Below are 24,885 nucleotides of genomic sequence, written 5' to 3' on the forward strand. Positions count from 1 at the left end.
GAAATCAATTGACAGCCGAAATCTTCAGGGATAGCTTTCGCAACAGATCACGGGGAATGTGCGTTATGGCAACAGCAAAGTTCATCAAGCCTTATGTCGAACACGGTGAAAAGGCGAATGCAGTACGCAAGATCACCGTCTCGATTCCGCTGCATGTATTGCGGCGGCTTTCCGATTTGCGCACACACCGACAAGTGAACAATCTTCGGCACGCCACCAACAGCGACTTGTTGGTCGAGGCGTTCCTGCACGCTTTTACTGGGCAACCACTGCCAACTGATGAGGAGCTTAGACGAACCATGGCCACTGCCAAGAAATCCGCTGCAAAGAAACCGGCCGCCAAGAAGGCCGCCGCCAAGAAATCCACTGCCAAGAAGGTCGCCAGCAAGAAGCCGGTAGCCAAGAAGCCCGCTGCCAAGAAGGTCGCCAAGAAGCCGGCCGCCAAGAAAGCTGCCGCCAAGAAACCGGCAGCCGCCAAGAAGTCCGCCGTGAAGAAAGTCGCGGTGAAGAAAGTCGCCGCGAAGAAGGCTGCCAAGAAGCCGGCCGCCAAGAAAGCTGCACCGGCCAAGGTGGTGAAAGCCACCAAGACCGCGAAGGCCAAGACCGCCAAGAAGAAGTAAGCGACAAGAAGCAAGGCAACAAACAACAAGACTCAAGTTATTCGATTTCTCTCCCCGCGGTGCCCAGCGCGGGGAGAGCACTTCGAGAAGATTCGTCCCGGCCTGGCCGGGACGCTTCGTTTGTGGGGTCCGCAAGTGAGCGTGGATGACCTGCTTCGCCCTGCCGCACCCTGGATTCACCGCAGGGAGTCCGTGAAAGGATGCCGTCGGGTCCTCTGCCCGCCTGGAGCAAAATCCGTCTCGGCGCTGTGAAACCGCTCCCGATTTGCCGTGCTGCTTTATAGGAGCTACCTTTCGCACATCCGCGCCGCGGTGAGTCCGGGGACTCATCGCTCCTGGATCGACAGGGGGAAAAAGCGCGGGTATCTGTCGACACTCAGTGAGAGACCATGGATACCCGATACATACTTGATACACGCAGGCATGCGCGTGGGGTCGTCAGGCCCGTAGTCATCGCCATCATTGCCGTCATCGTGCTGCTTGCCCTGGGCGCCTGGTTCCTGATCATCAAGCCGCATCAGGAATTGATCATGGCCGATTCCGGTGGTCATCCTTCCACGCCGGTCTCCATCGCAGCCAGCAGCGCGGCGCCGCCGCCGGCCAACGTGGCGGCAATGGACATCGACCAGCTGCTGGCCGAAGCGCGCAAGGCGATGAACGAGCAACGCTACCTCGCGCCTGCCGGCAACAACGCGTATGAGTTCTATCTGCGCGTGCTGGAAAAACAACCCGGCAACCGGGTGGCGTCGGACGCCCTGCGCGAGACTTTCCCGTTCGCGGCCAACTCGGCGGAGCAGTCGATCAATTCGCGCGACTTCAACGAAGCGCAACGTCAGATCGACTTGCTCGCCAAGGCCGATCCGACCAATTTCACGCTGACCATTCTGCGTTCCAAGCTCGATGCCCAGCGCAAATTGCTGGACAAGCAACAGCAGCAGGCACTCGATCAGCAGAAGGCGCAGGAGCTGGCGGCGCAGAAAGCCGCGGCCGACAAGGCAGCAGCGGATCAACTGGCGGCGCAGCAGAAATCCGTGGCGGCCGAGCAGCCGAAGAAGCCGGTGGAGCAGCCGACGCGTCAGCCGGCGCAAAGCACGCCGGCAGCGGGTGAGAACAACACTGCCGCTGCAGCTGCCGCTGGCGGGCCGACCAGTGAGGCGGTACTGGTCAAGAGCGTCGAGCCGAACTACCCGGCAACAGCACTGCGGTCGCATCAGAGCGGCTGGGTGATCGTCTCGTTCACGATCCTTCCCAACGGCCGTACCGACAACGTGACGGTGGTGAGTTCACAGCCGCGCCGGGTGTTCGATCGTGCAGCAATGGACGCGGTGAGCCGCTACCGCTTCACTCCGGCGATGAAGGATGGCGTGGCCGTGCCGAGCGTGCGGTCGCAGAAGATCGAGTTCAACCTCTAAGCTTCTGCTGCGGCATTACCCACAGAAACGGCGCATGCATGCATGCGCCGTTTCTGTGGGTGGATATGGTTGGATGATGGCTTTCGGGCTGGCATTCTGGCGATCCAGCCCTAGTCGCGATATCCCTTGCGATGGCGGTGGCGCGACCGATGGTGCGTTGCGGGCTTCTTCTTCGACCTTGTCGCGGCGGGCATGACCTTGCCCTCGATGTCGGCCCAGTCCACATGAGGAAGGCCGAGCAGGTCGTCGAACACCATCGGCATCAATCCGCTCGGGATCGGACCGGTCGAGTTCCACAGGGTGACCACGCCGGCGTGGTATTTCGGAAAGAAGCCGATCATCGTGCGATAACCGGCCACGGCGCCGGCATGGTAGATCAGGGTCTCGCCGCCGTACTCATAGACCCGCCAACCGAGCGCGTAGTGCGCAGCGGTCAGGCGAGCCCGGCGCCATGGCGTCGCGTGCATCTCGCTGGGGGTGGCGATGCCTGGGGCGTGCAGCACCTTCAGCAGTGCTGCCGGCAGTACGTCCGGGCGTCCGCCCATTTGCGCGATCAACCACTTTTCCATGTCGCGCAGGCTGGCGTTGACGCCGGCCGCCGGCGCGACACGGTAGTAGGTTTCGCTCGGTTCGAACGGTACCCAGCCATGACTGGTCGCCCGGTGCGGGCGAGCCCAGCTCTTGCTGGATTCCAGCCCCGCGCGACCATAGTTGGCGGTGGTCATGCCCAGCGGGTAGAACAGGCGCTTGTCGACCTGGTGGTAGAAGAAGTCGCCGGTGCGCGCGAGCACCACGTCGCCGATCATGCCGAAGGCGACGTTCTGGTAGCCATAGCATTGGCCGACACCGCAGACCAGGTTGACCTCGTCGAGCTTGCGCACCAGCTCCTCGTAGGAAACGTCGCCCTCGAGCATGTTGTCGTACGTATTGCGCGGAAGGCCCAGCCGCTGGCCGAGAATGTCGCTGACCGTGGCCTGGGCCGCGGCCTGCATGTCCTTGAGCTTGAAGTACGGCAGCACGTCGACCAGCTTGGTATCCCAACTCAGCTTGCCGTCGTCCACCAGCAGACCGGTGATCGCGGTGGCGAATGCCTTGGACAACGAGGCGAGCCGGAACACGGTGGTCGGCGTGACCGGTTCCCTGGTGGCGGCGTTGGCATAGCCGATCGTGCCTTCGAAGACGACCTTGTCGCCGATCACCACGGCGGTGGCAAGCCCGGCCACCGCATGTCGTTCGTCGACCTGCTCCAGCCAGCGCCGGTAATCGGCAAGCGTGCGCTTGACGCGTTCCGTCGGCAGCGCTTGCGACGCATCGGGAGTCTGGCTTCGGGATGGTGGCGCAGCAGGTGAGGGATGGGCACCGGCCGGCGAGCAGGCCAGTCCGAAGGTGCCTGCGATCAGCAGGAAGATCTTTTGAAACTGCATGATATTCTGGCGTGATTCCGGCGTGGGGATGCGCCTTGAGGGTGGGAGCTGACGATGAGCCTGATCATTGTTCTGATTGTTGTCGTTCTGATTGTCTTGTACTTCGTGGCGATCTACAACGGACTGGTGACTTCGCGTAACAGCTACAAGAACGCGTTTGCGCAGATCGACGTGCAGCTGACCCGGCGACACGACCTGATCCCGAACCTGGTCGAAACCGCCAAGGGTTACCTTGCGCACGAACGCGGCACGCTGGAGGCGGTCGTGCAGGCGCGCAATGCGGCGGTCAGCGGGCTGGCCGGTGCCAAGGCCAATCCGGGCGATCCGGGCGCGATGCAGCAGCTGGCCAGCAGCGAAAACGCTTTGACACAAACTCTGGGTCATTTGTTCGCGCTGCAGGAGGCGTACCCCGACCTGAAGGCGAACCAGACCATGATGCAGCTCTCCGAAGAGCTGACCTCGACCGAGAACCGGGTCGCCTTCGCACGGCAGGCCTATAACGACTCGGTGCTGACCTACAACAACAAGCGCGAAGTCTTCCCGGCTTCCTTCGTGGCGAACAGCTTCGGCTTCACCGCGGCGGAGCCGTTGAAGATCGAGGATCCGGCCGTGCGTGACGTACCGAAGGTTTCCTTCAGCTGATTGCCTCGGCCTCTCGCGGCCAACGCCTCGAGTACTGACCGGAGTCTGCATGGATTTCTTTGCGCAACAGGCGCGCGTACGCGGCAGCAGTCGGCGGCTGGTCGCGCTGTTCGTGCTGGCGGTGATCGCGATCGTGCTGGCGATCGACGCGGTGGTGTGGCTGGCGATGGGTCACCGTCCGATGGACGGCCAGCCCGCGGCGTCGAACCTGCCGCTGATGTTCGCCAGCAGTGCGGTGGTGCTGGCCGGGATCGGGCTCAGCTCGCTGTTCCGGATCATGAGCCTGTCCGGTGGCGGCAAGACCGTCGCCGAAAGCGTCGGCGCGACGCCGGTGCCGACGGATACCCGCGACCCGCAACTGCGCCAGTTGCGCAACGTGATCGAGGAAGTGGCGATCGCTGCCGGCGTGCCGGTGCCGGACATCTACCTGATGGCCGAGGAGCCGGGCATCAACGCCTTCGCGGCCGGCTACTCCGCCTCCGACGCGGCGGTGTGCGTGACCCGGGGCTGCCTCGACAATCTGACTCGCGATGAATTGCAGGGCGTGATCGCGCACGAATTCAGCCACGTGCTCAACGGCGACATGCGCCTGAACATCCGCCTGATGGGGCTGCTGTTCGGCATCCTGGTGCTGGCGATCGTGGGGCGCAAGGTGATCTGGTACGGCGGCGGGCGCAGCAGCCGGCGCGATGGCGGCGGTGGCCAGGTGTGGATGATCGGGCTGGCGCTGATCGTGGTCGGCTACATCGGCTATTTCTTCGCACGGTTGATCCAGGCCGCGGTGGCGCGCTCGCGCGAGTCGCTGGCCGATGCCTCGGCGGTGCAGTTCACTCGCCAGACCGACGGTATCGCCGGTGCGCTGAAGAAGATCGCGATCCTCAGCGAAGGCTCGCAATTGCAGGTGGCGAACAAGCAGGAGGTGGCGCACATGCTGTTCGGCGAAGCGGGCAAGTTCAGCGCGCTGTTCGCCACCCATCCGCCGTTGCTGCAACGTATTCGCGCGCTGGAGCCCGGCTTTCGCGACGAGGAGTTGGCCCGACTGGCGGTATCCATGCAGCAGGTCGCCGAGGCCCGCTCCGCGGGTGTCGCAGGCAAGTCGACGGAACCAGTGCGCGTGCCTGCTCCCGGGATGCCGCCGCTGCCTGGCGTAGTGGCTGGTGCCGCCTTGGCGCAAGCTGCCGGCGGCGTTGCGGATTCGACGCGTTTCCAGCGTGCCGCCGCGGTGCATCAGGCGATGCCGGCAGCGTTGACGGTGGCCGTGCAGCAGCCCGAATCGGCGCTGACGGTCATGCTCGCCTTGGCGATGTCCGCCGCGCAAGTCGAACTGCACGTGGCCCAGCGTCGGATTGTCGCCGACGCGTTTGGCGATGACGAGCAGCAGGCCGTGCAGGCGATCGCTGCCGAGGTGGAGGCGCTGCCGCCGATCGCCCGCCTGCCGCTGGCGGCGCTCGCGCTTCCCGCATTGAAGCAATTGTCCGAGGGGCGCCAGCAAACTTTGCTGGGCGCGCTCGATGCCCTCGTTCGGGTGGACGGCAAGGTCGACCTCAACGAGTATTGCCTGGTCCGGCTGGTGCGCATGCAATTGCAGGAGGCTCGCCAACCCCGCCGCGCGCCGATCGACGGCCTGAAGAAACTGCCGGCTTGCCGCAACAGCGTGATCCTGGTCTGCGCCATCGTCGCCGCGGGCGGCTGCTCCGACGAGGCAAGTGCACGCCGTGCCTGGCTGCTGGCGATGCAACACGCCTTTCCCGGCGAGGCGATCGAGTGGTCCCCGCCGCCCGCGGCCTGGCAGGCGCCGTTGGAGCACGCGCTGGATGACCTGGACGGATTGATGCCGGTGGCCAAGGAACTGGTGATCCAGAGTCTGCTCTGTGCCATTCGCGCGGATGGTCAGGTCAGCGTGGAGGAGGCCGAACTGTTGCGGATCATCTGCGCCAGCCTGCACTGCCCGGTGCCGGCATAGCCACGCGCTGTCCTGTAGGAGCGACTTCAGTCGCGATGCTCTGGTGTGTGGAGTGAATCAAAAGCATCGCGACTGAAGTCGCTCCTGCAGCCGCGTCGGCCCTCGTGCGAAACTCAGGCCTCGCCGAGGATCAGCGCGCTGGCCCGCTCGGCGATCATGATCGTCGGTGCGTTGGTGTTGCCGGTGGGCAGGCTCGGCATCACCGAGGCGTCGACTACGCGCAAACCCTGCACGCCGCGCACGCGCAGTTCGCTGTCGACCACCGCGGCATCGTCCTTGCCCATGCGGCAGCTGCCGACCGGGTGGTAGATGGTCTCGGCCTTGCGCCGGATGAAATCGGCGTACTCGGCATCGCTGCGGATCCGGCGTTCGGGGAATACCGGCGCGCCGCGATAGGCCGCGAAAGCGGGTTGGTCGAGGATCTCGCGTGACAGCCTCGCCGCGGCGATCATCATCTTCAGGTCGTGGCCTTCCGGATCGCTCAGGTAGCCGGCGTGGATCGCGATCGGCTGCTCCGGATCGGCCGAATGCAGGCGCAGCCGCCCACGACTGTGCGGATGCAGGTAACAGGCGTGCAAGGTGTAGCCATAGCCGGGCAGGCGATGGCGACCGTGATCGTCGAGCAGCGCGGGCACGAAGTGGAACTGCAGGTCGCAGCGCGCATCGGCGGCCAGGCCGCTGCGCACGAAGCCACCGGCCTCGGCCACGTTGGAACTGCCCGGGCCATCGCGATGACGCCACCAGCGCAGGCCGGTGCCCAGTTCGTTGAGATGGTCGTAACTGACTTTCTGCGTGCTGGCGTCGAGCGTGCAGATATCCAGATGATCCTGCAGGTTGGCGCCGACCCCGGGCAGGTCGACGCAGGGCTCGATGCCGTGTTCACGCAGATGATCGGCCGGGCCGAGTCCGGACAGCATCAGCAGTTGCGGCGTATTGATCGCGCCGGCTGCGAGGATCACCTTGCCCGCTTCAATCCGCTCCGAATCGTGCCGGCCGCGGCGCAGTTGCACGCCGACGGCGCGATCGCGCTCGATCAACACACGCTCGACCAGCGAGTGCGTGCGCACATGCAGGTTCTCGCGCTGGCGTACCGGCTTAAGGTAGGCCGCCGCGGTCGAGCAGCGCGCCCCGTTGCGTTGGGTTACCTGGTACAGCCCGAAACCGGCCGGCTGCGCTCCGTTGAAATCGTCATTGCGTGGGTAGCCGGCGCTCGCGGCCGCCTCGATCAGCGCCGCCGACAGCACGTTGTGATGGCGCAAGTCGGACACGCCGAGCGGGCCGCCGACGCCATGCAGCGCGCTGGCGCCTCGACTGTTGTCCTCGCTGCGCAGGAACCACGGCAACACCTGCAGCCACGACCACCGCGCGTCGCCGCTTGCCTCGGCCCAGCTGTCGTAGTCGGCTGCCACGCCGCGGATGTAGCACATCGCATTGATCGAACTGGAGCCGCCCAGGGTCTTGCCGCGCGGCCACCACAGCCGACGCTGGTTGAGCGCGGGTTCCGGCTCGGTGCGGTAGTTCCAGTTGATCCGTCGGTTGTTGGCCAGCCGCGCGATGCCGGCGGGCATGTGGATCAGCGGGTTCCAGTCCGCTGCGCCGGCCTCCAGCAGCAACACCCGGTTGGCCGGATTCGCACTGAGCCGGTTGGCCAGTACGCAACCGGCCGAGCCGGCGCCGACAATGACGTAATCGTATGGCTTCATGCGTCTTGTGCTCTTTGCTGGATGGCCCAGGCCGCATGTTAGGCTGGCCGCGCCCCACGCTGGATGTGTCCGTGAGTTTGCCCCGCCAAACCGTTGTGGAACAAGCCGCCGCGCCGACATTGTCCGCGCTGGCGTTTTTTTTCGTGATGACTTCGTACTACATCATCCGGCCAGTCATGGGCCAGCTGAGCGGCGCGGTCGGTTCGCGGTCGCTGCCGCTGTTCTACGGCACCGTGTTCGTGGTGATGCTGTTGCTGACGCCGGTGTTCGGCATGCTGGTGGCGCGTTTCCGACGCAGGCAATTGATCGGCTGGAGCTACAGCTTCTTCATCCTCTGCCTGCTCGCGTTCGTGCCTGCATTTGTGGCGCAGGATCGCATAGGGGCGCGCGAGTTGGGCGTGGCGTTCTTCGTCTGGGCCAGCGTGTTCAACCTGTTCGTGGTGTCGCTGTTCTGGAGCTTCATGGCTGACATCTTTTCGAGTGGCGAAGCTCGACGGGTGTTTTCGCTGATTGCGCTGGGCGGAATGGCCGGTGCGATCTTCGGTCCACTGGTGACCAAATTGCTGGTTCAGGTGATCGGTGTGGCACCCTTGCTGGTGGTGTCGGCGGCGGCGTTGGGAGTGTCGCTGATCTTGCTGCTGCGGCTTTCCGCACAGCAACAGCAGCGACCCGGCAATCAGAGCGAGCAGGCGATCGGTGGTTCGTTGTGGGCCGGTATCCGGGAGCTGTGGTCGCGGCCGTTCCTGCGCTACATGGCCTTGCTGATGCTGTTCGGCGATGGCATCGGCACGCTGGCCTATGCGTTGGTGGCCGACTACGCCAAGGCGCATTTCACCAGCACGGTGGCGCGAACGTCGTTCTACAACGATCTGGATCTGGCGACCAATCTGCTCGGCGCTGCGCTGCAACTGAGTGTGACACCGTGGCTGCTGGTGCGCCGTGGTGCGGGCTGGGGACTGGTGGTGCCGTCGCTGGTAAATCTGGCACTTCTGGTTGGAGTGGCGTTGACCGGCGGCGGCAACCTCGCGCTTTTCAGTGTCAGCGTGCCGCTGTTGGTGGTGATGCAGGTGGTCACCCGCGGCTTCGCCTACGGCATGACCAAGCCGGCGGTGGATGCGCTGTACACGCGCGTGCCGCGCGAGACGCGCTACAAGGGCAAGAACTTCGTGGAGACCGCCGTGTGGCGCTTCGGCGACGTGGTGGTGACCAGCGCGGTGAGCGGCCTGCGCATGCTCGGCTGGGGCATCAGCGGGCTGGCCCTGCTGGGCGCCGGCGTGGCAACCCTGGCCACCTTCGTGTCCCGGCGCGCCGGCTGGTCGCCGGACCTGGCGCCGGAAGGTCATGTGCGGCTGGACAAGGGCGAAACACCGCCAGTTTGAACCCGGCAGTTACGTTTCCCCCGATTCCCGACCTAACTGGTGATGTAACGCTGCAGGTGCTCGATCTGCTCGGCCTGCGCGTCGATCACCGCCTTCACCAGATCGCCGGTCGAGATCACGCCGACCACGGCGCCGCCTTGCAGCACCGGCAAGTGGCGGACGCGGCTGTCGGTGCACAGGCGCATGCAGTCGAACACGTCCGTCTCCGGACTGACGGTCAGCGGTGTGCCTGTCATGATTTCGGATACGGCCGTCTGCGAAGAGGAGCGGCCCTGCAGGATCACCTTGCGCGCATAGTCGCGCTCCGACACGATCCCGACCAGTTCGTTGTCGCGCATGACCAGCAACGCGCCCACGCGGTGTTCGGCCATGCGCTTGATCGCCTCGAGCACCGGTGCGTCCGGCGGGACGGCGAAGATCGTGCTGCCCTTGCTTTCCAGCAGATGTTTCACCTGGCTCATGCGTGGGTCTCCAGCGGCTCCGGGCGGGCCGTCTGGGGCGAGTCTAACGCCGCTTTCGCGAAGGCGTGTAGTGAAGTTGTGAAGCCTTGCCGACGTCGTGAACGGCCCGCGCGGAGTGCACGGCAAGCCGCACTTCGCGGGGAAATGCGCCGGCAACCGGCTACTGGATGAAGGTGCGGCGCGCGCGTCAATGCGGCGGGTGCGGAGGCGCGCGACCTTCGATATAGCCGGGGCCGCCGAGATGGGTCATTTGCCGCTGGATCCAGTCGGCGCGACGCTGCACATAGGCACTGGGCCGATCGGCGTGCAGCCGGCGCGGACTCGGCAGCACCGCGGCCAGTCGTGCAGCCTGCGCCGGGCCGAGCTGGGCCGGAGAGACATGAAAGTACGCTTCGCTGGCCGCGCCCACGCCGTAGATGCCGTTGCCCAGCTCGGCGATGTTCATGTACACCTCGAGGATCCGCTGCTTCGGCCAGGTCAGTTCGATCAGTACGGTGAAATACGCTTCCAGCCCCTTGCGCACGAAACTGCGACCGTTCCACAGGAACAGGTTCTTGGCGGTCTGTTGGCTGATCGTGCTGGCGCCGCGCAGGCGCTTGCCGTCGTCGGCCGCATCCATCGCATCCTGGATGGAATCGAAGTCGAAACCATGGTGATAGGGAAACTTCTGATCTTCGCCGGCGACCATCGCCAGCGGCACCCACCCGGACACCTGGCGCCACGGCACCCAGTGCTGGCGCAGGTGAAAATCCTTCTCGCCATGGATCCATGCGCCGAGCTGGCGCTCCAGCATCACCGCCGACGTCCATGGCGGCACGAAGCGAAGCACCAGCACCATCAGCCAGCTCAACGCCAGCCATGCCAGCAGCAGGATCGCCAGCGGGCGCAACAGTCGGGTCAGCAATGGGCGGGGAAGCAGATGAGACATGGATGAGCGCGTGGGAAGTCACCGGCAGTATAGGGGGCGTTGTCCCGGCTCCGCCGTGCCCCCATCTGAGACGATTGCCTGACCGAATCAACCAGAGAACGCCCACCGTGGAAAACCTGCCTGTCGAAGACGTGCTGCATCGTTTCCTGCTCGAGCGTGCCGGAGTGCGCGGCACGCTTGTGCGGCTGGGTCCGGCCTGGCACGAAGTGGCCGGCCGCGCCGACTACCCGCCGGTGCTGCATGCGGCGCTGGGCGAGGCGCTCGCCGCCAGCGCGCTGCTCACCGGCAACATCAAGCTCGATGGCACGCTGTCGATCGAGCTGAAGAGCAGCGGGGCGTTGCGCCTGCTGTTCGCCGAGTGCACCGACCAGAGCCAGTTGCGTGGATTGGCGCGCTGGAACGGGTCACTGCCGGAGCCGTTGGCGCTGGACGCGCTGCCCGATGCGGTCATGGCGATCACCATCGGCAACGTCGAGCGCGGTCAGCGCTACCAGGGGCTGGTCGAGCTGCAGCACGCCGGGCTCGCCGGCTCGCTGGAAAATTACTTCGTGCAATCCGAGCAATTGCCGGCGCGGATCCTGCTGGCGGCCGATGCCGGACATGCGGTCGGCCTGATGTTGCAGAAGATGCCGGATGAAGGCGGACACGCCGCCGCGCTCGATGACGATGCATGGAACCGCATCGTGCAGTTGACTGCCACGCTCGGCGTCGAGGAGTTGCTGGGCACCGCACCGGAACAGCTGTTGTATCGCCTCTACCACGAGGAATCGGTGCGTCTGTTCGAGCCGCGGGCGCTGGCGTTCGGCTGCAGCTGCAGCCGTGGGCGGGTGAGCTCGATGTTGCGCTCGCTCGGTCGCGACGAAGTCGAGGCGGCGCTGGCGGCGCGTGGCGACGAGATCGAGGTGATCTGCGAATTCTGTGCGCAGCGCTATCACTTCGACCGCATCGACGCCCTGCATCTGCTCAGCGAGCACGCCGCGCCGGGCGCTCCCGATACGGAGCAGTAAAGCCGGTTCGAGCCTTGGGTCGGTGCCGACCGCAACGGCTGGGCGTCAGGCCAGCATCAGCGGCCTGGCAGCGTGCAGCCAGGTTTCGGCGACTTGCGGCATGGCGAACAGGAAGCCCTGACCGTAGCGGCAACCGACCTTGAGCAGGGCCTGCCGCTGGGATTCCTCCTCGATGCCTTCGGCGATCACCTTCATCTGCAGCGAGTCCGCGAGTACCTGGATCGCACGCACCAGTGCCAATCCCTGTGTCTCCTCGTCGCCGGGCGGCAGCTCGGTGATGAAGGAGCGATCGATCTTCAGCGTCTCGAACGGATACTGGTGCAGGTAGCTGAGCGAGGAATAGCCAGTGCCGAAATCATCCAGCGCGATGCCGACGCCATGGCTGCGCAGGTTGCGCAGCATCTGTTTCACCTGGGTCGGGTTTTCCAGCAGCGCGCGCTCGGTGACTTCGATGCGGATGCATTTCGTCGGAACGGCGTACTGGTCGAACAGTGCGAGCAAGCGCTGGTCGAGGTCGCTGGAACGGAAATGGCGGCCCGAGACATTGATGCTGATGAAGCCATCGGTGCCGATCAGGCGTACGGCCTGGGCGCAGACCTGCTCGAAGATCTGCCAGTCGATCGCTTCGGCGCAGCCGCATTCCTCGGCGATCAGCAGGAAATCGTCCGGCGACAGCAGGCCGCGCTCGGGGTGATGCCAGCGCAGCAACGCCTCGTAACCGGTGATGCGGCCGTCACTCAGTTCGACTATGGGTTGGTAGAACGGCACGAATTCGTTGCGGCTGAGCGCATGGCGCAGGTCGCTCTCCATGTCCAGCAGTGACAGTGCCTCGCGCCGCAGGCGATCGTCGAACATCGCCGCGCGATGGCGGCCACCGTCCTTGGCGTTGTACATCGCCGCGTCGGCATCGCGCAGCAATTCTTCCGGCTGACGATAATGCGGTCCGGCAAGGGCGATGCCGATCGACGCGGAGGTGAATATCTCCTTGGTGCCGAGCCGGAACGGCGTCTGCAACTCGGTGATGATGCGTTCGGCAATCTGCATGGCCTTGTCCCTGTCGGCAATGCCTTCGAGAAGGACTGCGAACTCGTCGCCGCCCAGCCGCGCCACCACGTCGCGGGTCTTCAGGCAGGCGCGGATACGACCGCCGACCTGGAACAACAGGTCGTCGCCGATCAGGTGGCCGACCGAGTCGTTGATCACCTTGAAGCGGTCAAGGTCGATGAACAGCACCGCGAATTGATCGTTGGGATTCTGGATGTAGCGTTGCAACGCCTGTTCCAGCCGCTGCAGCAGCAGGGTGCGATTGGGCAGGCCGGTCAGCGAGTCGTGCAGGGTTTCGTACTTCAGGCGGCGTTCGACACGCTCGCGTTCGGCAATTTGTTCGCGCAGGTCGCGGTTGGCCAGCGCCAGCGCGCGGGTACGCTCGGTGACGCGGCGCTCCAGGCCGGAGTAGGCCTGCTTCAGCGACGTGTCCGCGTGCCTGCGCTGCAACGCGTTGGCGATGTGGTAACTGACGAAGGTGAGCAATTCCTGGTCGCGCTCGTTGTAGGTGTGTTCGGGCGAATAGCTCTGCAGGGCCAGCACGCCCATCGTCTTGTCGCCCCAGATCAGCGGCACGCCGAGCCAGCACACCGAGCGGGCACCGAAGTGGGTGATTTCGCCGATGGCGACCAGCTGGTCGATATCTCGGGGCGAAGCCAGCAACGGCTTGCCATGCCGCAACACGTATTCGGTGGCGCCCCGTCCGTGCGCGCGCGGCGGGCGCACGGCGTCGACCTCGTCCACCGAGTAGGGAAAAGTGAGGCAGTCATTTTCTTCGTCGAGCAGCGCGATATAGAAGTTGCGTGCGTACAGCAGGCCGCTGATGACCTGGTGCACCGCTGCGTAGAATTTCTCCAGGCTCTCGGAGGCATTGGCCAGTTCGGCGATGCGGAACAGTGCTGCCTGCAGGCGTTCGCCGCGCTGACGCTGCAACACCTGCTGGCGCAGCACGCGGTTCGCCTCGCGCAGGGCAGCGGTACGGTCGGTCACGCGGCGGCCGAGTTCGATGTGCGCCTCGCGCCGTTCCAGCGCGGTCTGCACGTGCTGGGCGACATAACTCAGCAACTCCAGGTCGTTCCGGGAGTAATGCGTATCGGCCCGGTAGCTCTGCACCACGATGCCGCCCACCACGTGACCGGCGCGCAATAGCGGGACACCCAGCCAGTGTTCGCAAATCGGGCCCAACAATACGAAACGATCGTCGAACTGCTGCCGCAGCTCGTCGATCGATCCCATCAGGGGTCGGCCCTCCTGCAACAGGTTCCAGGTCAGGCTGTGCAGCATGTCGTGCAGCGGCACGTCCTGGTCGGGCGGCGGCGGGTCGTTGTCGGCAATGTCGATGTAATAGGGGAAGCGGACCGTGCCCGTGACCGCGTCGTACAGCACGATGTAGAAATTCTCGGCGTACATCAGGCTGCCGACGATGCCGTGCAGCGAACGCATCATCTCAGGCATGTCGTGTTCGGCACCGGCCTGTTCGGCGATCGCGTAGAGTGCGCGCTGCAGTCGCTCGGCCAGCGCCAGCCGCGAAATCGCCTCATACAGCCGGCTGGTTTCGGCCAGCTGGCGCAGGCGCGACTCGGCCAGGCGACCCAGCCACATGAGCTGTTCGTGCACGCCTTTGGGCAGTGGCTGGTCGGCCCAGTCCAGGGTGAGCACACGCGACCCCAGCGGATCCTCGGCCAGATTCAGAACGGCGGGGGAGGCTTCGCTTCCCGGCTGATCCTGGCCGCGCCAGCGCAGGCGGGTGTCGATGCCGAAATTGCCCAGCATGACTTCGCAGATTTCCAGCACACTGGTTGCGTCGGGTGCCTGGAACAGCTGTTCCACGACCTGGTGCAACGCCGCAAGATCCTGAGCCTGCAAGGTCGGCTGGGGTGAGCGGATCGTGGGAGTGACACTCATCGGCGGCGTTCAGTTCCGGGGTGGATCCGGCAGGTTCGACATCAACTCCCTTTATATCGTGTTAGTCGGCCATGCCGCCAGCATCGGGGTCGCAGGAACCTGTGAAAGATCCGGTGGTCGCAACCCACAACAAGACATGACTTTTGTGCGTTCGTACCAGTTTTTGGGTGTTAGCAAAATGTAAAACGCGATATACTTGCCCCGCCTCCTACCCTCCAAGGTTGCTTCCCGGATCATGCGTCGCCTGTCTGCCCTGTTGATGCTCCTGCTGCCGCTTGCCGCGGCCGGGCAGTCCATGGGCGGGCAGTCCATGGGCGGCGACAGCGCGCAGGCCGAATATCTGCTGAGCCAGCCGCAAAACCAGACGACGGCAGCCGAGTCCGGTGTCATGACGCCGTTGTGGCGCGGTGCCGATGGCCGCATGCTGACGCTCAAGGCCGATCACGGCTTGGGTACCGATGCCTTGGGGCTCGACACGCCGCTGGCGTTCCGCGCCGGCGATGCGGCCAGCACCATGACGACAGGCCTGCAATACAACCTGGGTCCGAAGCTGCAGGCGCACGCCGAAGTCAGCGAGCACTCCTGGGTGAACCAGGGGCCGCGGGTGGTTGGCAGCGAGGTCGGGGCCACCTTCGACGCCGGGCGGTATCGCCTGGGTCTGAGTGTGGGTACCAACACCACGCCAAACAACCGTGCGGTATTGCCGAGGGTTCTCCCCGGGGCGGCGCCGGGTGTCGATGGACTGGCCGATTTCGACAGCAGCTCGCAGCTCAATGCGCGTGGCCGCTTGGCCCTGGGCCGTAGAAGCGGCATCGACCTGGGCGCCAGCGTGGGCCGTATCCACCTGCTTCCCGGCAACCTGCTCGGTGTCGACACGCTGGATCAGAAGGCGTTGAGTGTAGGTATCGACCACGGCCCGCTGAGCGGCACCTTGATCGGTCGCACGATGCAGCCGCAGGCGGGCATCCCCGGCAACCAGTATGGCGACAAGCGCTGGAACAGCATCGACCTGGGCGTGACCTGGCGGTTGCCGTGGCGCGGCGAGTTGAGCGTGGGCGCGCAGAACCTGTGGTCGTCCGGCACGGCGGTCAATACTCCTGCCGGGCCCGAGCCCGACCAGTCGCGCACGCCATACGTGCAGTATCACCAGGATCTCTGATCCGTCGAAGTCCGGTTTTGCTGCGATACCGCCGACGCCGCCGCCCATGCGACGGCGTTTTTGCATGCGCCGTCAGTCCTGCTTGCGAATACGCAGGTCGCCGCTGAATGTCTCGACGCTGATCTTGCCGCTGCCATCGCCGAGATGGACGTCCAGCGAGCTGCCCGGGCCGTGTTCGGGTTTCGTCGGGCTGCCGAAGTCGCTGCGCAGGTCGCCGCTGAAGCTGCTGGCGTGCAGGTCGCCGGAGGTGGCTGCCGGCAATTGCAGTTGCACGTCGCCGCTCATGCTGTCGATGCCGATGTTGCCGCCGGACGCCAGTGCGCCGCTCAGCTGTACGTCGCCGGAGACGGTGCTCAGGGTCATCTTCTGCCAGGGGCCGCCGGCAGCCTGGATGCGGCCGGAAATCGTCTGCAGCTTGACCTCGCTGCCCAGCGCGGGCGCCAGGATCTCGCCGCTCACGGTTTGCAGGTCGGCGTGTTCGGCGTGTCCGGCCTGTTCGATGCCGCCGCTCACGCTGTCCACTTCCAGGGACGGCGTGCGCGCATTGATGCGCGCCTTGCCGCTGACCGTATTGACCTTGATGCTGCCGCCGTCGATGCCGTCGACGACCAGTGGCGCGCTGACCACCTCGATGTCGAGCGAAGCGGCGCGGGGGACATGCAGTTCGAGCGTGGTCGGCGCCATCTTGCTGTCGCCGCCCCAGTTGAGCCAGCCGGAGCTGCCTTGCGATTCGACCTTGATCGTCAGGTTGCTGTTGCTTCCGGTGATCGCCAGTGGCTTGGCGCCCTCGCCGAGCCGGCCGCTGACCTGCACCTCCTGGCGATCCCAGGCGACCACGTTCACGCTGCCGGCGACGTTGCTGATGCTGACGTGGGCAGTGGGAGTGGCATCGTGGCGCAACTGGATCGGCGTGTCGGCGAGGGCCTGGCCAATGCAAAAGCACAGCAGCAGCGGTAGATAGCGGACGGTTTTCATGGTCATTCCTGTGGGCGTCATCCAGCCTGTTTGGCCAGCTGGCGCAGTTGAATCTGCTGTAGTTCAGTGCGATCGAGCAGGCGCCGCAACGCGGGCGAGTCGGGCGACTGCCGGATGGCGAGTTGCAGCTCCATGCGTGCGGCGTCCAGTTCGATCGCGGCGCCGGCCAGGCGCGGATCGTCCGGTTTCCAGGTTGCCGGGGCCGGATTGGCGGCGCGGGCGACCGGTGTCGCCGTCGGCGCCTGCAGCAGGTGCCAGCCGAAGCCGCCGACCAGCAGCAACGAGGCGGCGAGGCTGCCGGCAAGCAGCCAGCGTTGCCGGTGCTTCTGCAGGGATACGGCGGAAGTCGCCGGTCGCGGCAGGCGGGCCAGTTGGCTGTCGTCGTCCAGGGCGGCGTCGATCCCGGCCCACAGATCACGCTGTGGCATGAGTGGCTGGCGCAGGTCGCGCATTTGCCGGCGCCATTCGAATTCGTTCATGAGCTTTCTCCCAATATCTTGCGCAACAAGCCGCGCGCCCGATGCAGTTGCGCTTTCGATGTGCCTACCGCCATGCCCAGTTCGCTGCCGATATCCTCGTGCCGCCAGCCTTCGATGTCGTGCAGCACCAGTACGGCGCGTGCGCGTGGCGGCAACTGGCCGATCGCGCGTTCCAACTCGACGCGCTCGGCGGCACAAAACGGTGTCTCGCCGGCTTCGGGCAGATGATCGTCGTCGAGCATGCTGACCGGATCGGCGCCGCGGGCGCGGATGTCCATCAACGCCACGTTTATCGCCAGGCGGTACAGCCAGGTGCCGAACGCGCTTTCATGGCGGAAACCTGGCAGCTTTTGCCAGGCGCGGATGAACGCATCCTGGGTGAGGTCTTCGGCGCGGGCATGGTCGTAGCCGGCGAGCCGATACACCGCGCCATGCACGCGGCCCGCATGCAGTCGGTACAGCCGCTGGAACGCATGGCGATCGCCGGCGGCTGCGGCACGCACGTCATCGGTGTCGTTGGCTCGCGTCGAGGCGGGCGACATGGTGCTTCCAAGAGCGGGGCAGGCAGCGATCATCTTGCCAGCTTGGATGCGGCGTTGTGCGAAAGGGTTTGAATGGCAGCGCGGACTCGGGACTTGATCCGGGAGCTGAGAGGGCAGAGCAGGACCATGAGCGCCCCATCCGCCTTCGGCACCTTCCCCCGCTTCGCGGGGGAAGGAAAAACCGGGCTTCACGTCAATCCGCGAGGGAGGGTCCTCAGGAGGCGCTGGCTTCGCGGCGCGGCCGGTCGTTGGCAACGCCCAATGCGCTGGCCACGCGCTGCTGTTCCTGGTGCAATCGTTCGGGAAGGCGTGGGGTGAAGCTCTGCAGATACTCGCCGATGGCGGCAAGCTCGGCTTGCCAGCCGACGGGATCGACATCGAGCAATTCGTCGAGATGGGCACGATCGAGCGTGAGCCCGTCCAGCTTCAACTCGCCTTCACCCGGCAGGATGCCGATCGGGGTCTCGACGCCGCTGACGCGGCCTTCGGCGCGGTTGATCATCCACTCCAGCACGCGCAGGTTGTCGCCGAAGCCCGGCCACAGGAATTTGCCGTCGGCGCCCTTGCGGAACCAGTTGACGTGGAACACCTTCGGCAGCTTGGCGCCGGGCCGGTCGAACGACAGCCAGTGCGCGAAGTAGTCGCCGTAGTGGTAGCCGCAGAACGGTTTCATCGCCATCGAGTCGCGGCGCAGCACGCCGACTGCACCGGTGGCGGCGGCGGTGGTTTCCGAGCCCATGGCCGCGCCCATCAGGACGCCGTGATTCCAGTCGCGCGCTTCCATCACCAGCGGCAGCAGCGACGGCCGGCGGCCGCCGAATACGATCGCGCTGATCGGCACGCCTTGCGCGGCTTCGGCCATCTCCGACCAGGTCGGGCACTGCTTCGCGCTGACCGTGAAGCGGGAGTTGGGATGAGCGGCCGGGCCATTGGCCGGATCGTACGCACGGCCCTGCCAGTCGATGACCGGGGTGCCGGGCAGGCCTTCCCACCATGGCTGGTTGTCGGCGGTGACGGCGACGTTGGTGAAGATGGTGTCGTGCGAGATGCTCTTCAGCGCGTTCGGGTTGGTGCTGTCGCTGGTGCCCGGCGCCACGCCGAAAAAGCCGGCCTCCGGATTGATGGCATACAGACGTCCATCCGCACCTGGACGCATCCAGCAGATATCGTCGCCGACCGTCCATACTTTCCAGCCATCCTGGAGGTAGCCTGCCGGCGGGATCAGCATGGCCAGGTTGGTCTTGCCGCAGGCGGACGGGAACGCGGCAGCGACGTAGTGCGTCTCGCCCTGGGGATTCTCGATGCCCACGATCAGCATGTGTTCGGCCAGCCAGCCCTCGTCGCGCGCCTGGTTGCTGGCAATGCGCAGGGCGTGGCACTTCTTGCCCAGCAGCGCGTTGCCGCCGTAGCCGGAGCCATAGGACTTGATCATGCGCTCGGCGGGGAAATGCATGATCCAGCGCCGCTCGGGGTCGAGTTCGCCGACCGAGTGCAGGCCCTTCACGAACGAACCCTCGCGCTCGATGCGTGCCTGCGCGGCGGCGCCCATGCGGGTCATGATCTTCATGTTGGCGACCACGTACGGGCTGTCGGTGATCTCCACGCCGCAGCGCGACAGCGGCGAGTCGATCGGGCCCATGCAATACGGGATCACGTACATGGTGCGGCCTTCCATGCAGCCGTCGAACAGCGCGTCGATCTTCGCGTGGGCGTCGGCCGGGGCCATCCAGTGATTGTTCGGGCCGGCGTCTGCCTGATTCGGATGGCAGACCAGAGTGAGCTGTTCGACGCGCGCGACATCGGAGGGATGCGAGCGATGCAGGTAGCAGCCCGGATGGCTCTGCTGGTTCAGCTCGATCAGGGTGCCATCGGCCAGCATCTGCTGTACCAGGGCGCGGTATTCGGTCTCCGAACCGTCGCACCAATGCACTTTCGCGGGACGCGTCAACGCCGCCACCTCGTCAACCCACTGTTCGAGCGCTTCCAGCTTGCTGGCCATCATGTCCTCTTGAGGTCTTTGGAAAAAGTGATCGGAAACGGTAGTTTGCACGCACTGGTATTGCAAGGTTCCGTGCAACAAGAAACGGCGCCAGATGGCGCCGTTTGGGCATGCCGTGAGGGGATATCAGGCCGGAATCAATGTCGCGATCATGTGTTCGACGTAGGCGTCGAATTCCTCGTGATTGATACGCGGCAACCCCAGCGTGAAGTTCAACTGCAGGAAGCCGACATAAGCGGCGTAGGTCAGCCGCGCCCGGTTCAGCGCCTGCGGCGGCGCCAGGCCGGCCTCGCGGTAGGCGGTGGTCAGGAATTCCATCCGCCGCTGCGACACGCGCGCCATCACCGGCACCACCTGCGGGTGATCCAGTGCCTTCAACAGCGCGGCGTATACGCGATGCGGCTGCAATTCGTGCGCGACCCGGCGGAACAGCTCGGGCAGGCGTTTGCGCGGATCGGCAATCTGCTCGATCTGGCTGATGATCTCGCGCTCGCCGTATTGCTCCCAGCGCTCCAGCGCCGCGTTCAGCAGCGCTTCGCGGGTGCGGAAATGCCAATAGAAACTGCCCTTGGTCACGCCCAGCTGGCGCGCCAGCGCTTCCACGGCCAACGCCCCGACGCCTTGTTCGGCGATCAGTTGCAGGGCGGCAAGTTCCCAATCTTCGGCCGACAGGCGGGTGCGTTCTGGCTTGCTGCTGACATTCATATGCGTATGGTAGCCACACCTTGCGTATTTGTAATGTGGCGCGCGCCAGCGGCGGCCTTTTCCGCCCGGCCGGTTTGACGAAACGGCGGTTGACGGCACTCGTCGGGACAATCCATACTCTTCCGTATGGTTGATTCTGTCCCATTCCCGTCCTCGGACCATCGTTTTCCGGCAGCCGGGCTGAATCTGGCCGTGGAAACATGGAACGCGACCGGCAACCCGGCGTTGCTGTTCGCGCATGGTTTCGGCCAGACCCGCGGCGCCTGGAGCAATGTGGCGGCCACGCTGGCCGATGCCGGCTGCCGCTGCACGACATTCGACAGTCGCGGTCACGGCGAAAGCGATCGGGCAAACGTCGGCGCGGGATACCACATGGACCAGTTTGCCGACGACCTGCTGCGGCTGGCCACGGCACAGCCGCAGCCGCCGATCCTGGTCGGCGCCTCGATGGGCGGATTGCTGGGGATCGTGCTGGCCGGTGAGGTGAGGCCTTCGCCATTTAGCGCGTTGGTGCTGGTCGACATCACGCCACGCTGGGAAACCGCGGGCGTGGAACGCATCCTCGCCTTCATGCAGGCGCATCCGGACGGTTTCGCGAACTATACGGACGCAGCCGAACAGATCGCCGGCTACCTGCCGCAGCGGCGCGAACGCAAGAGCGAGGAGCAACTGCGCCCGCTGCTGCGCGAAGGCGCGGACGGCCGGCTGCGCTGGCATTGGGACCCGGCGCTGCTGGCCGGTGAGCTGGTACGCGAAAGCGAGCGCTACCAACCGCGCCTGCAGGCGGCGGCGGCGAAAATCGACGTGCCCGTGCTGCTGTTGTCCGGCGCGCGCAGCGACGTCGTATCGCGCGTCACCGTCGACGAATTCCTGCAGTTGGTGCCACATGCGCGGCATGTCGAACTGCCGCACGCCACGCACATGGTGGCGGGCGATGCGAATGACGCTTTTACTCGCGAAGTCGTGCGCTTCGTGCAAAGTCTGGATCCATCGGCTGACCGGCGCCATGCCGGCGCTGTTCAACCGTGAGGTGCTGAAATGTCCGTGATACTGACCCTGCTGGCGGCGCTGATTGCCACCGGCGCGTGTGCCTACCATCGCAGCAGCCTGCGCACCTGGGCGATCGTGACCATTGCCACCACGCTGGTGGTCGGCCTGGTGCTGCATGCGCCGTGGACGATGGTGATCCTGCTGATCATCGAGCTGTTGATTGCAGTGCCGCTGCTGCTGGTGGATTTTCGCCGCAAGCAGATCAGCGCGCCGCTGCTGAAACTGTTCGCCAAGGTCACGCCGAAGCTGTCGGACACCGAGCAGACCGCGCTGGAAGCCGGCACGGTCGGCTTCGAGGGCGAGCTGTTCTCCGGCAAGCCGGACTGGCATGAACTGCTGAGGCAGCCCAAGCCCGAGCTGAGCGTGGAGGAGCAGGCCTTCATGGATGGCCCCGTGGAAGAGCTTTGCGGGATGATCGACGACTGGCAGATCACCCACGAACTGGCCGACCTGCCACCGAACGTGTGGGACTTCATCAAGAAGAACCGCTTCTTCGGCATGATCATCCCGAAGCGCTACGGCGGGTTGCAGTTCTCCGCGCTGGCGCATTCGGCGGTGCTGCAGAAGCTGGCCACGATGTCGGCCACGGTGGCGTCGACCGTCGCCGTACCGAACTCGCTCGGGCCGGCCGAACTGCTGCTGCATTACGGCAGCGAGGAGCAGAAGGATCATTACCTGCCGCGCCTCGCCGTCGGCGAGGAGATTCCCTGCTTCGCATTGACCGGCCCGTACGCCGGCTCCGACGCCACCTCGATCCCCGACTACGGCATCGTCTGCAAGCAGACCGTCGATGGCGTCGAGACAGTCGGCATCAAGTTCACCTTCGACAAGCGCTATATCACGCTGGCGCCGATCGCCACGGTGGTCGGCCTGGCCTTCCGCATGTACGACCCCGACCACCTGCTCGGCCAGACCGACGATCTCGGCATCTCGCTGGCGTTGCTGCCGCGCTCGACGCCGGGGCTGGAAATCGGCCGCCGCCACTTCCCGCTGAACGTGCCGTTCCAGAACGGCCCGGTGCGCGGCAACGGCATCTTCGCGCCGTTGTCGGTGCTGATCGGCGGGCCGCAGATGGCCGGCCACGGCTGGCGCATGCTGGTCGAAGTGTTGTCGGTAGGCCGCGCGATTTCGCTGCCGTCCAACGCCACCGGCGGCGTGCGCGCGGCGGTTGCCTCGGTCGGCGCGTATGCGCGCATGCGCAAGCAGTTCGGCCTGGCGATCGCACGTTTCGAAGGCGTGGAAGAAGCGCTGGCGCGCATCGGCGGGTTGACCTATGCGACCGCGGCGTTGTCGCGCGCCACGGCGGCCGCAGTCGATCGCGGCGAGAAACCGGCGGTGACCTCGGCGATCGCGAAATACCACGCCACCGAATGGGGCCGGCAGATCGCCGGCGACGCCATGGACGTGCTCGGCGGCAAGGGCGTGCAACTCGGTCCGAAGAATTACGCCGGCCGCGCGTGGGAAGGCGTGCCGATCGCGATCACGGTGGAAGGCGCGAACATCATGACGCGCAGCCTGATGATCTTCGGCCAGGGCGCCATCCGCTGCCATCCGTACGTGCTGAAGGAAATGCAGGCGCTGTCGATCAGCGATCGCGGCGAACAGTTGAAGACGTTCGACCGGCTGCTGTTCGGCCATCTCGGTTTTGGCGTGTCCAATGCGGTGCGCAGCTTTGCGATGGCATTGTCCGGCTCGCGCCTGGGCGAGAGTGCCGGCGATGCCTACACACGCCGCTATTACCGCAAGCTCGACCGCTACTCCGCTGCGCTGGCGTTGTGCGCCGACGTGTTCATGGGCGTGCTTGGCGGCAAGCTGAAGTTCAAGGAGAAGCTGTCGGCGCGTCTCGGCGACGTGCTCAGCTACCTGTACATCGCCAGCGCGATGCTCAAGCGCTACGAGGACACCGGCCGGCCGGAAGCGGATCGTCCGCTGCTGGCTTGGGCGTTCCACCAGTGCATGTGGAACATCCAGACGGCGCTGGACGGCGCGATCCGCAATTTCCCGGTGCGCCCCGTTTCATGGCTGCTGCGCGTGCTGGTGTTCCCGTTCGGTCGCCGTGACGTGCCGCCGTCCGATCGCCTGGGCCGCCGCGTCGCCGCGCTGATCACCGCGCCCAGCGAGGCGCGCGATCGCCTGCTGGAATGGACCTACCTGACGCCGACGGCGAACAATACGATCGGCCGCATGCATGCCTTGCTGCCGGACGTGATCGCCGCCGAGCCGGTCGACCGCAAATTCGGCAAGGCGCTGAAGACTGGCCAGTTCAAGGCCCACGACTACCTCGGCCAACTGGCCGAGGCCGAGCAGGCCGGCGTGCTCGATGCCAGCGAGGCGGCGTTGCTCAGGCGCGTGCGCGAGGGCGTATTCGAGTTCATCTCGGTGGACGATTTCGAGGTCGACGAGATGCGCGCGTTCAAGACGCGCGCGGATGCGAAGAAGCCGGCCTGAGGTTTCGCGCGCGGAACCTCGTGTCGGGTGCTGCCTTGTGTGGCATCCGCTACGGGGCGCGGTCAGAGCCCGCGAGAAATTCGACTTCCGCAGCGATGGCGGGCGTGGGTTTTTCAGGCCCTCAGCTCAACGCCGCCAGGCTGGCGGCACGATCGAGCTCCGGCGCAGTGCGACGATCAGCAGAGCCAGCGTGAGCAGCGAGCAGATAGCCAGCGCGACTACCGAAGCCTCCGCACCGAACGCCCCGCCGCTGAGCCAGTCCGGCCCGGTTCGGCTGGACACCAGCCAGCCCTTGCCGGCACCGCCGGAAACCGGGATGCCGTAGACGGTGCCCTGCATGATGTTCCACGCCGCGTGCAGGCCGATGCACGCCCACAGCGAGCGGGTGACGTGATAGATCATGGCGAGCAGCAGCCCCGCTTCGATCGCGATCGCGGTCGAACTCCACAGCGAGGCGCCGGGATTGAAGATGTGCGCCGCGCCGAAGAAAGCCGCCGAAATCAGCAGCGCCCACCAGGTACCGAGACCTTCCTCGACGATCCGGAAGATCACCCCGCGCGCGATGATCTCCTCGCCGATGCCGGCCCCCAGGCCGGCCACCAGCACGCCCGGCAACCAGTCCACCTGCGGGTCGGTGCCGATGACGTGGTAACTGCCGGCCAGCCACAGCACGCCGACCACCACGCTGAACAGCGCGGCACCGATGACGAAGCCGGCCACGCCGAACGTCGGGATGTCGTGCGGCGACAACTCGCGCATGCGTCGCCGTTCGATCAGGCGGACCAGGATTGCGTAGCCGATCCATGCCGGCAGCAACCGCACACTCAGGGTCGCCAGGGCGTGATGCAGTGGACCGGCAGCCTTGGCGGTCCAGCCCAGCGCGATCATGGTCGTGCGCGTGACCACGATGAAGCCGATCAGCATGGCGGCGAAAAAGATGATGCGCGCGGCGGGTGAAAGCACCAGCCAGCGCTGCCAGGCTGGCGTGTCCGGTGGTGCGGTGAAAGCGATCTGCTGGGGTTGCATGCGCGGATTCGTAA

General features: G+C 65.5%; 20 protein-coding genes. 9 read left to right on the plus strand and 11 right to left on the minus strand.

Features of this window, described 5'->3' with window-relative positions:
- Window positions 1-8 precede the first annotated feature (8 nt).
- The gene (gene metJ, locus CIW53_RS18030) at window positions 9-620 is read left to right on the plus strand and encodes a met regulon transcriptional regulator MetJ (protein WP_343191952.1); all 612 of its coding nucleotides are present in this window, start codon (window positions 9-11) and stop codon (window positions 618-620) included.
- A 389-nt stretch (window positions 621-1,009) separates the two neighbouring features.
- Window positions 1,010-2,032 (plus strand): energy transducer TonB, encoded by a 1,023-nt coding sequence (locus tag CIW53_RS02405; RefSeq protein WP_149363095.1) that lies wholly within the window; start codon window positions 1,010-1,012, stop codon window positions 2,030-2,032.
- A 110-nt stretch (window positions 2,033-2,142) separates the two neighbouring features.
- On the opposite strand, the gene CIW53_RS02410 is transcribed toward CIW53_RS02405, so the two are convergent.
- Window positions 2,143-3,456, minus strand: coding sequence for a serine hydrolase domain-containing protein (locus CIW53_RS02410; protein ID WP_149363096.1), 1,314 nt, complete (start codon window positions 3,454-3,456; stop codon window positions 2,143-2,145).
- 54 nt (window positions 3,457-3,510) lie between these two features.
- Here CIW53_RS02410 and CIW53_RS02415 point away from each other — a divergent pair, with 54 nt between their 5' ends.
- Together CIW53_RS02415 and CIW53_RS02420 are read left to right on the plus strand one after the other, a co-directional pair.
- The gene (locus CIW53_RS02415; protein WP_149363097.1) at window positions 3,511-4,098 is read left to right on the plus strand and encodes a LemA family protein; all 588 of its coding nucleotides are present in this window, start codon (window positions 3,511-3,513) and stop codon (window positions 4,096-4,098) included.
- A gap of 49 nt (window positions 4,099-4,147) precedes the next feature.
- Window positions 4,148-6,061, plus strand: coding sequence for a M48 family metallopeptidase (locus CIW53_RS02420; protein ID WP_149363098.1), 1,914 nt, complete (start codon window positions 4,148-4,150; stop codon window positions 6,059-6,061).
- Window positions 6,062-6,174: 113 nt separating this feature from the next.
- Here the strand turns inward: CIW53_RS02420 and CIW53_RS02425 are convergent, their stop codons facing one another.
- A complete protein-coding gene (locus tag CIW53_RS02425) occupies window positions 6,175-7,764 on the minus strand; it encodes a choline dehydrogenase (protein ID WP_149363099.1) in 1,590 nt (529 codons plus the stop codon).
- Window positions 7,765-7,835: 71 nt separating this feature from the next.
- Here CIW53_RS02425 and CIW53_RS02430 point away from each other — a divergent pair, with 71 nt between their 5' ends.
- The gene (locus CIW53_RS02430; RefSeq protein ID WP_242451738.1) at window positions 7,836-9,143 is read left to right on the plus strand and encodes an MFS transporter; all 1,308 of its coding nucleotides are present in this window, start codon (window positions 7,836-7,838) and stop codon (window positions 9,141-9,143) included.
- A 32-nt stretch (window positions 9,144-9,175) separates the two neighbouring features.
- On the opposite strand, the gene CIW53_RS02435 is transcribed toward CIW53_RS02430, so the two are convergent.
- Window positions 9,176-9,604, minus strand: a complete 429-nt coding sequence (locus CIW53_RS02435) for a CBS domain-containing protein (protein ID WP_149363101.1) — start codon at window positions 9,602-9,604, stop codon at window positions 9,176-9,178.
- Between the two features lie 187 nt (window positions 9,605-9,791).
- A complete protein-coding gene (gene mtgA / locus CIW53_RS02440; protein ID WP_149363102.1) occupies window positions 9,792-10,532 on the minus strand; it encodes a monofunctional biosynthetic peptidoglycan transglycosylase in 741 nt (246 codons plus the stop codon).
- 116 nt (window positions 10,533-10,648) lie between these two features.
- Between mtgA and CIW53_RS02445 the strand changes: the two genes are divergently transcribed.
- Window positions 10,649-11,539 carry an Hsp33 family molecular chaperone HslO gene (locus tag CIW53_RS02445; protein ID WP_172969577.1) on the plus strand — a complete coding sequence of 297 codons (891 nt, stop codon included), beginning with the start codon at window positions 10,649-10,651 and terminating at the stop codon, window positions 11,537-11,539.
- A gap of 45 nt (window positions 11,540-11,584) precedes the next feature.
- Here the strand turns inward: CIW53_RS02445 and CIW53_RS02450 are convergent, their stop codons facing one another.
- Entirely contained in the window at window positions 11,585-14,488 is a 2,904-nt protein-coding gene (locus CIW53_RS02450; RefSeq protein ID WP_149363104.1) for an EAL domain-containing protein, read from the minus strand.
- Between the two features lie 235 nt (window positions 14,489-14,723).
- Between CIW53_RS02450 and CIW53_RS02455 the strand changes: the two genes are divergently transcribed.
- Window positions 14,724-15,647, plus strand: coding sequence for a hypothetical protein (locus CIW53_RS02455; protein ID WP_149363105.1), 924 nt, complete (start codon window positions 14,724-14,726; stop codon window positions 15,645-15,647).
- Between the two features lie 72 nt (window positions 15,648-15,719).
- Here the strand turns inward: CIW53_RS02455 and CIW53_RS02460 are convergent, their stop codons facing one another.
- The 5 genes from CIW53_RS02460 to CIW53_RS02480 all read right to left on the minus strand — a co-directional run bounded on the left by CIW53_RS02460 (window position 15,720) and on the right by CIW53_RS02480 (window position 20,347).
- Window positions 15,720-16,622: a DUF4097 family beta strand repeat-containing protein gene (locus tag CIW53_RS02460; RefSeq protein ID WP_149363106.1), complete on the minus strand. Its 903-nt coding sequence runs from the start codon at window positions 16,620-16,622 to the stop codon at window positions 15,720-15,722.
- Between the two features lie 17 nt (window positions 16,623-16,639).
- Window positions 16,640-17,101 (minus strand): anti-sigma factor, encoded by a 462-nt coding sequence (locus tag CIW53_RS02465; RefSeq protein ID WP_149363107.1) that lies wholly within the window; start codon window positions 17,099-17,101, stop codon window positions 16,640-16,642.
- Entirely contained in the window at window positions 17,098-17,643 is a 546-nt protein-coding gene (locus CIW53_RS02470) for a sigma-70 family RNA polymerase sigma factor (protein WP_149363108.1), read from the minus strand. The genes CIW53_RS02465 and CIW53_RS02470 overlap by 4 nt, the downstream gene beginning before the upstream one ends.
- 214 nt (window positions 17,644-17,857) lie before the next feature.
- Window positions 17,858-19,693 carry a phosphoenolpyruvate carboxykinase (GTP) gene (locus CIW53_RS02475; protein WP_277949619.1) on the minus strand — a complete coding sequence of 612 codons (1,836 nt, stop codon included), beginning with the start codon at window positions 19,691-19,693 and terminating at the stop codon, window positions 17,858-17,860.
- Between the two features lie 75 nt (window positions 19,694-19,768).
- Entirely contained in the window at window positions 19,769-20,347 is a 579-nt protein-coding gene (locus CIW53_RS02480) for a TetR/AcrR family transcriptional regulator (protein WP_149363110.1), read from the minus strand.
- Window positions 20,348-20,473: 126 nt separating this feature from the next.
- Between CIW53_RS02480 and CIW53_RS02485 the strand changes: the two genes are divergently transcribed.
- Together CIW53_RS02485 and CIW53_RS02490 are read left to right on the plus strand one after the other, a co-directional pair.
- The gene (locus CIW53_RS02485) at window positions 20,474-21,376 is read left to right on the plus strand and encodes an alpha/beta hydrolase (RefSeq protein ID WP_149363111.1); all 903 of its coding nucleotides are present in this window, start codon (window positions 20,474-20,476) and stop codon (window positions 21,374-21,376) included.
- Window positions 21,377-21,385: 9 nt separating this feature from the next.
- Window positions 21,386-23,845 (plus strand): acyl-CoA dehydrogenase, encoded by a 2,460-nt coding sequence (locus tag CIW53_RS02490; RefSeq protein WP_149363112.1) that lies wholly within the window; start codon window positions 21,386-21,388, stop codon window positions 23,843-23,845.
- A 126-nt stretch (window positions 23,846-23,971) separates the two neighbouring features.
- On the opposite strand, the gene CIW53_RS02495 is transcribed toward CIW53_RS02490, so the two are convergent.
- Window positions 23,972-24,871, minus strand: a complete 900-nt coding sequence (locus CIW53_RS02495; protein WP_149363113.1) for a type II CAAX endopeptidase family protein — start codon at window positions 24,869-24,871, stop codon at window positions 23,972-23,974.
- Window positions 24,872-24,885: the final 14 nt, after the last annotated feature.

The sequence above is a fragment of the Rhodanobacter sp. T12-5 genome (assembly GCF_008329435.1).
GTDB lineage: Bacteria > Pseudomonadota > Gammaproteobacteria > Xanthomonadales > Rhodanobacteraceae > Rhodanobacter.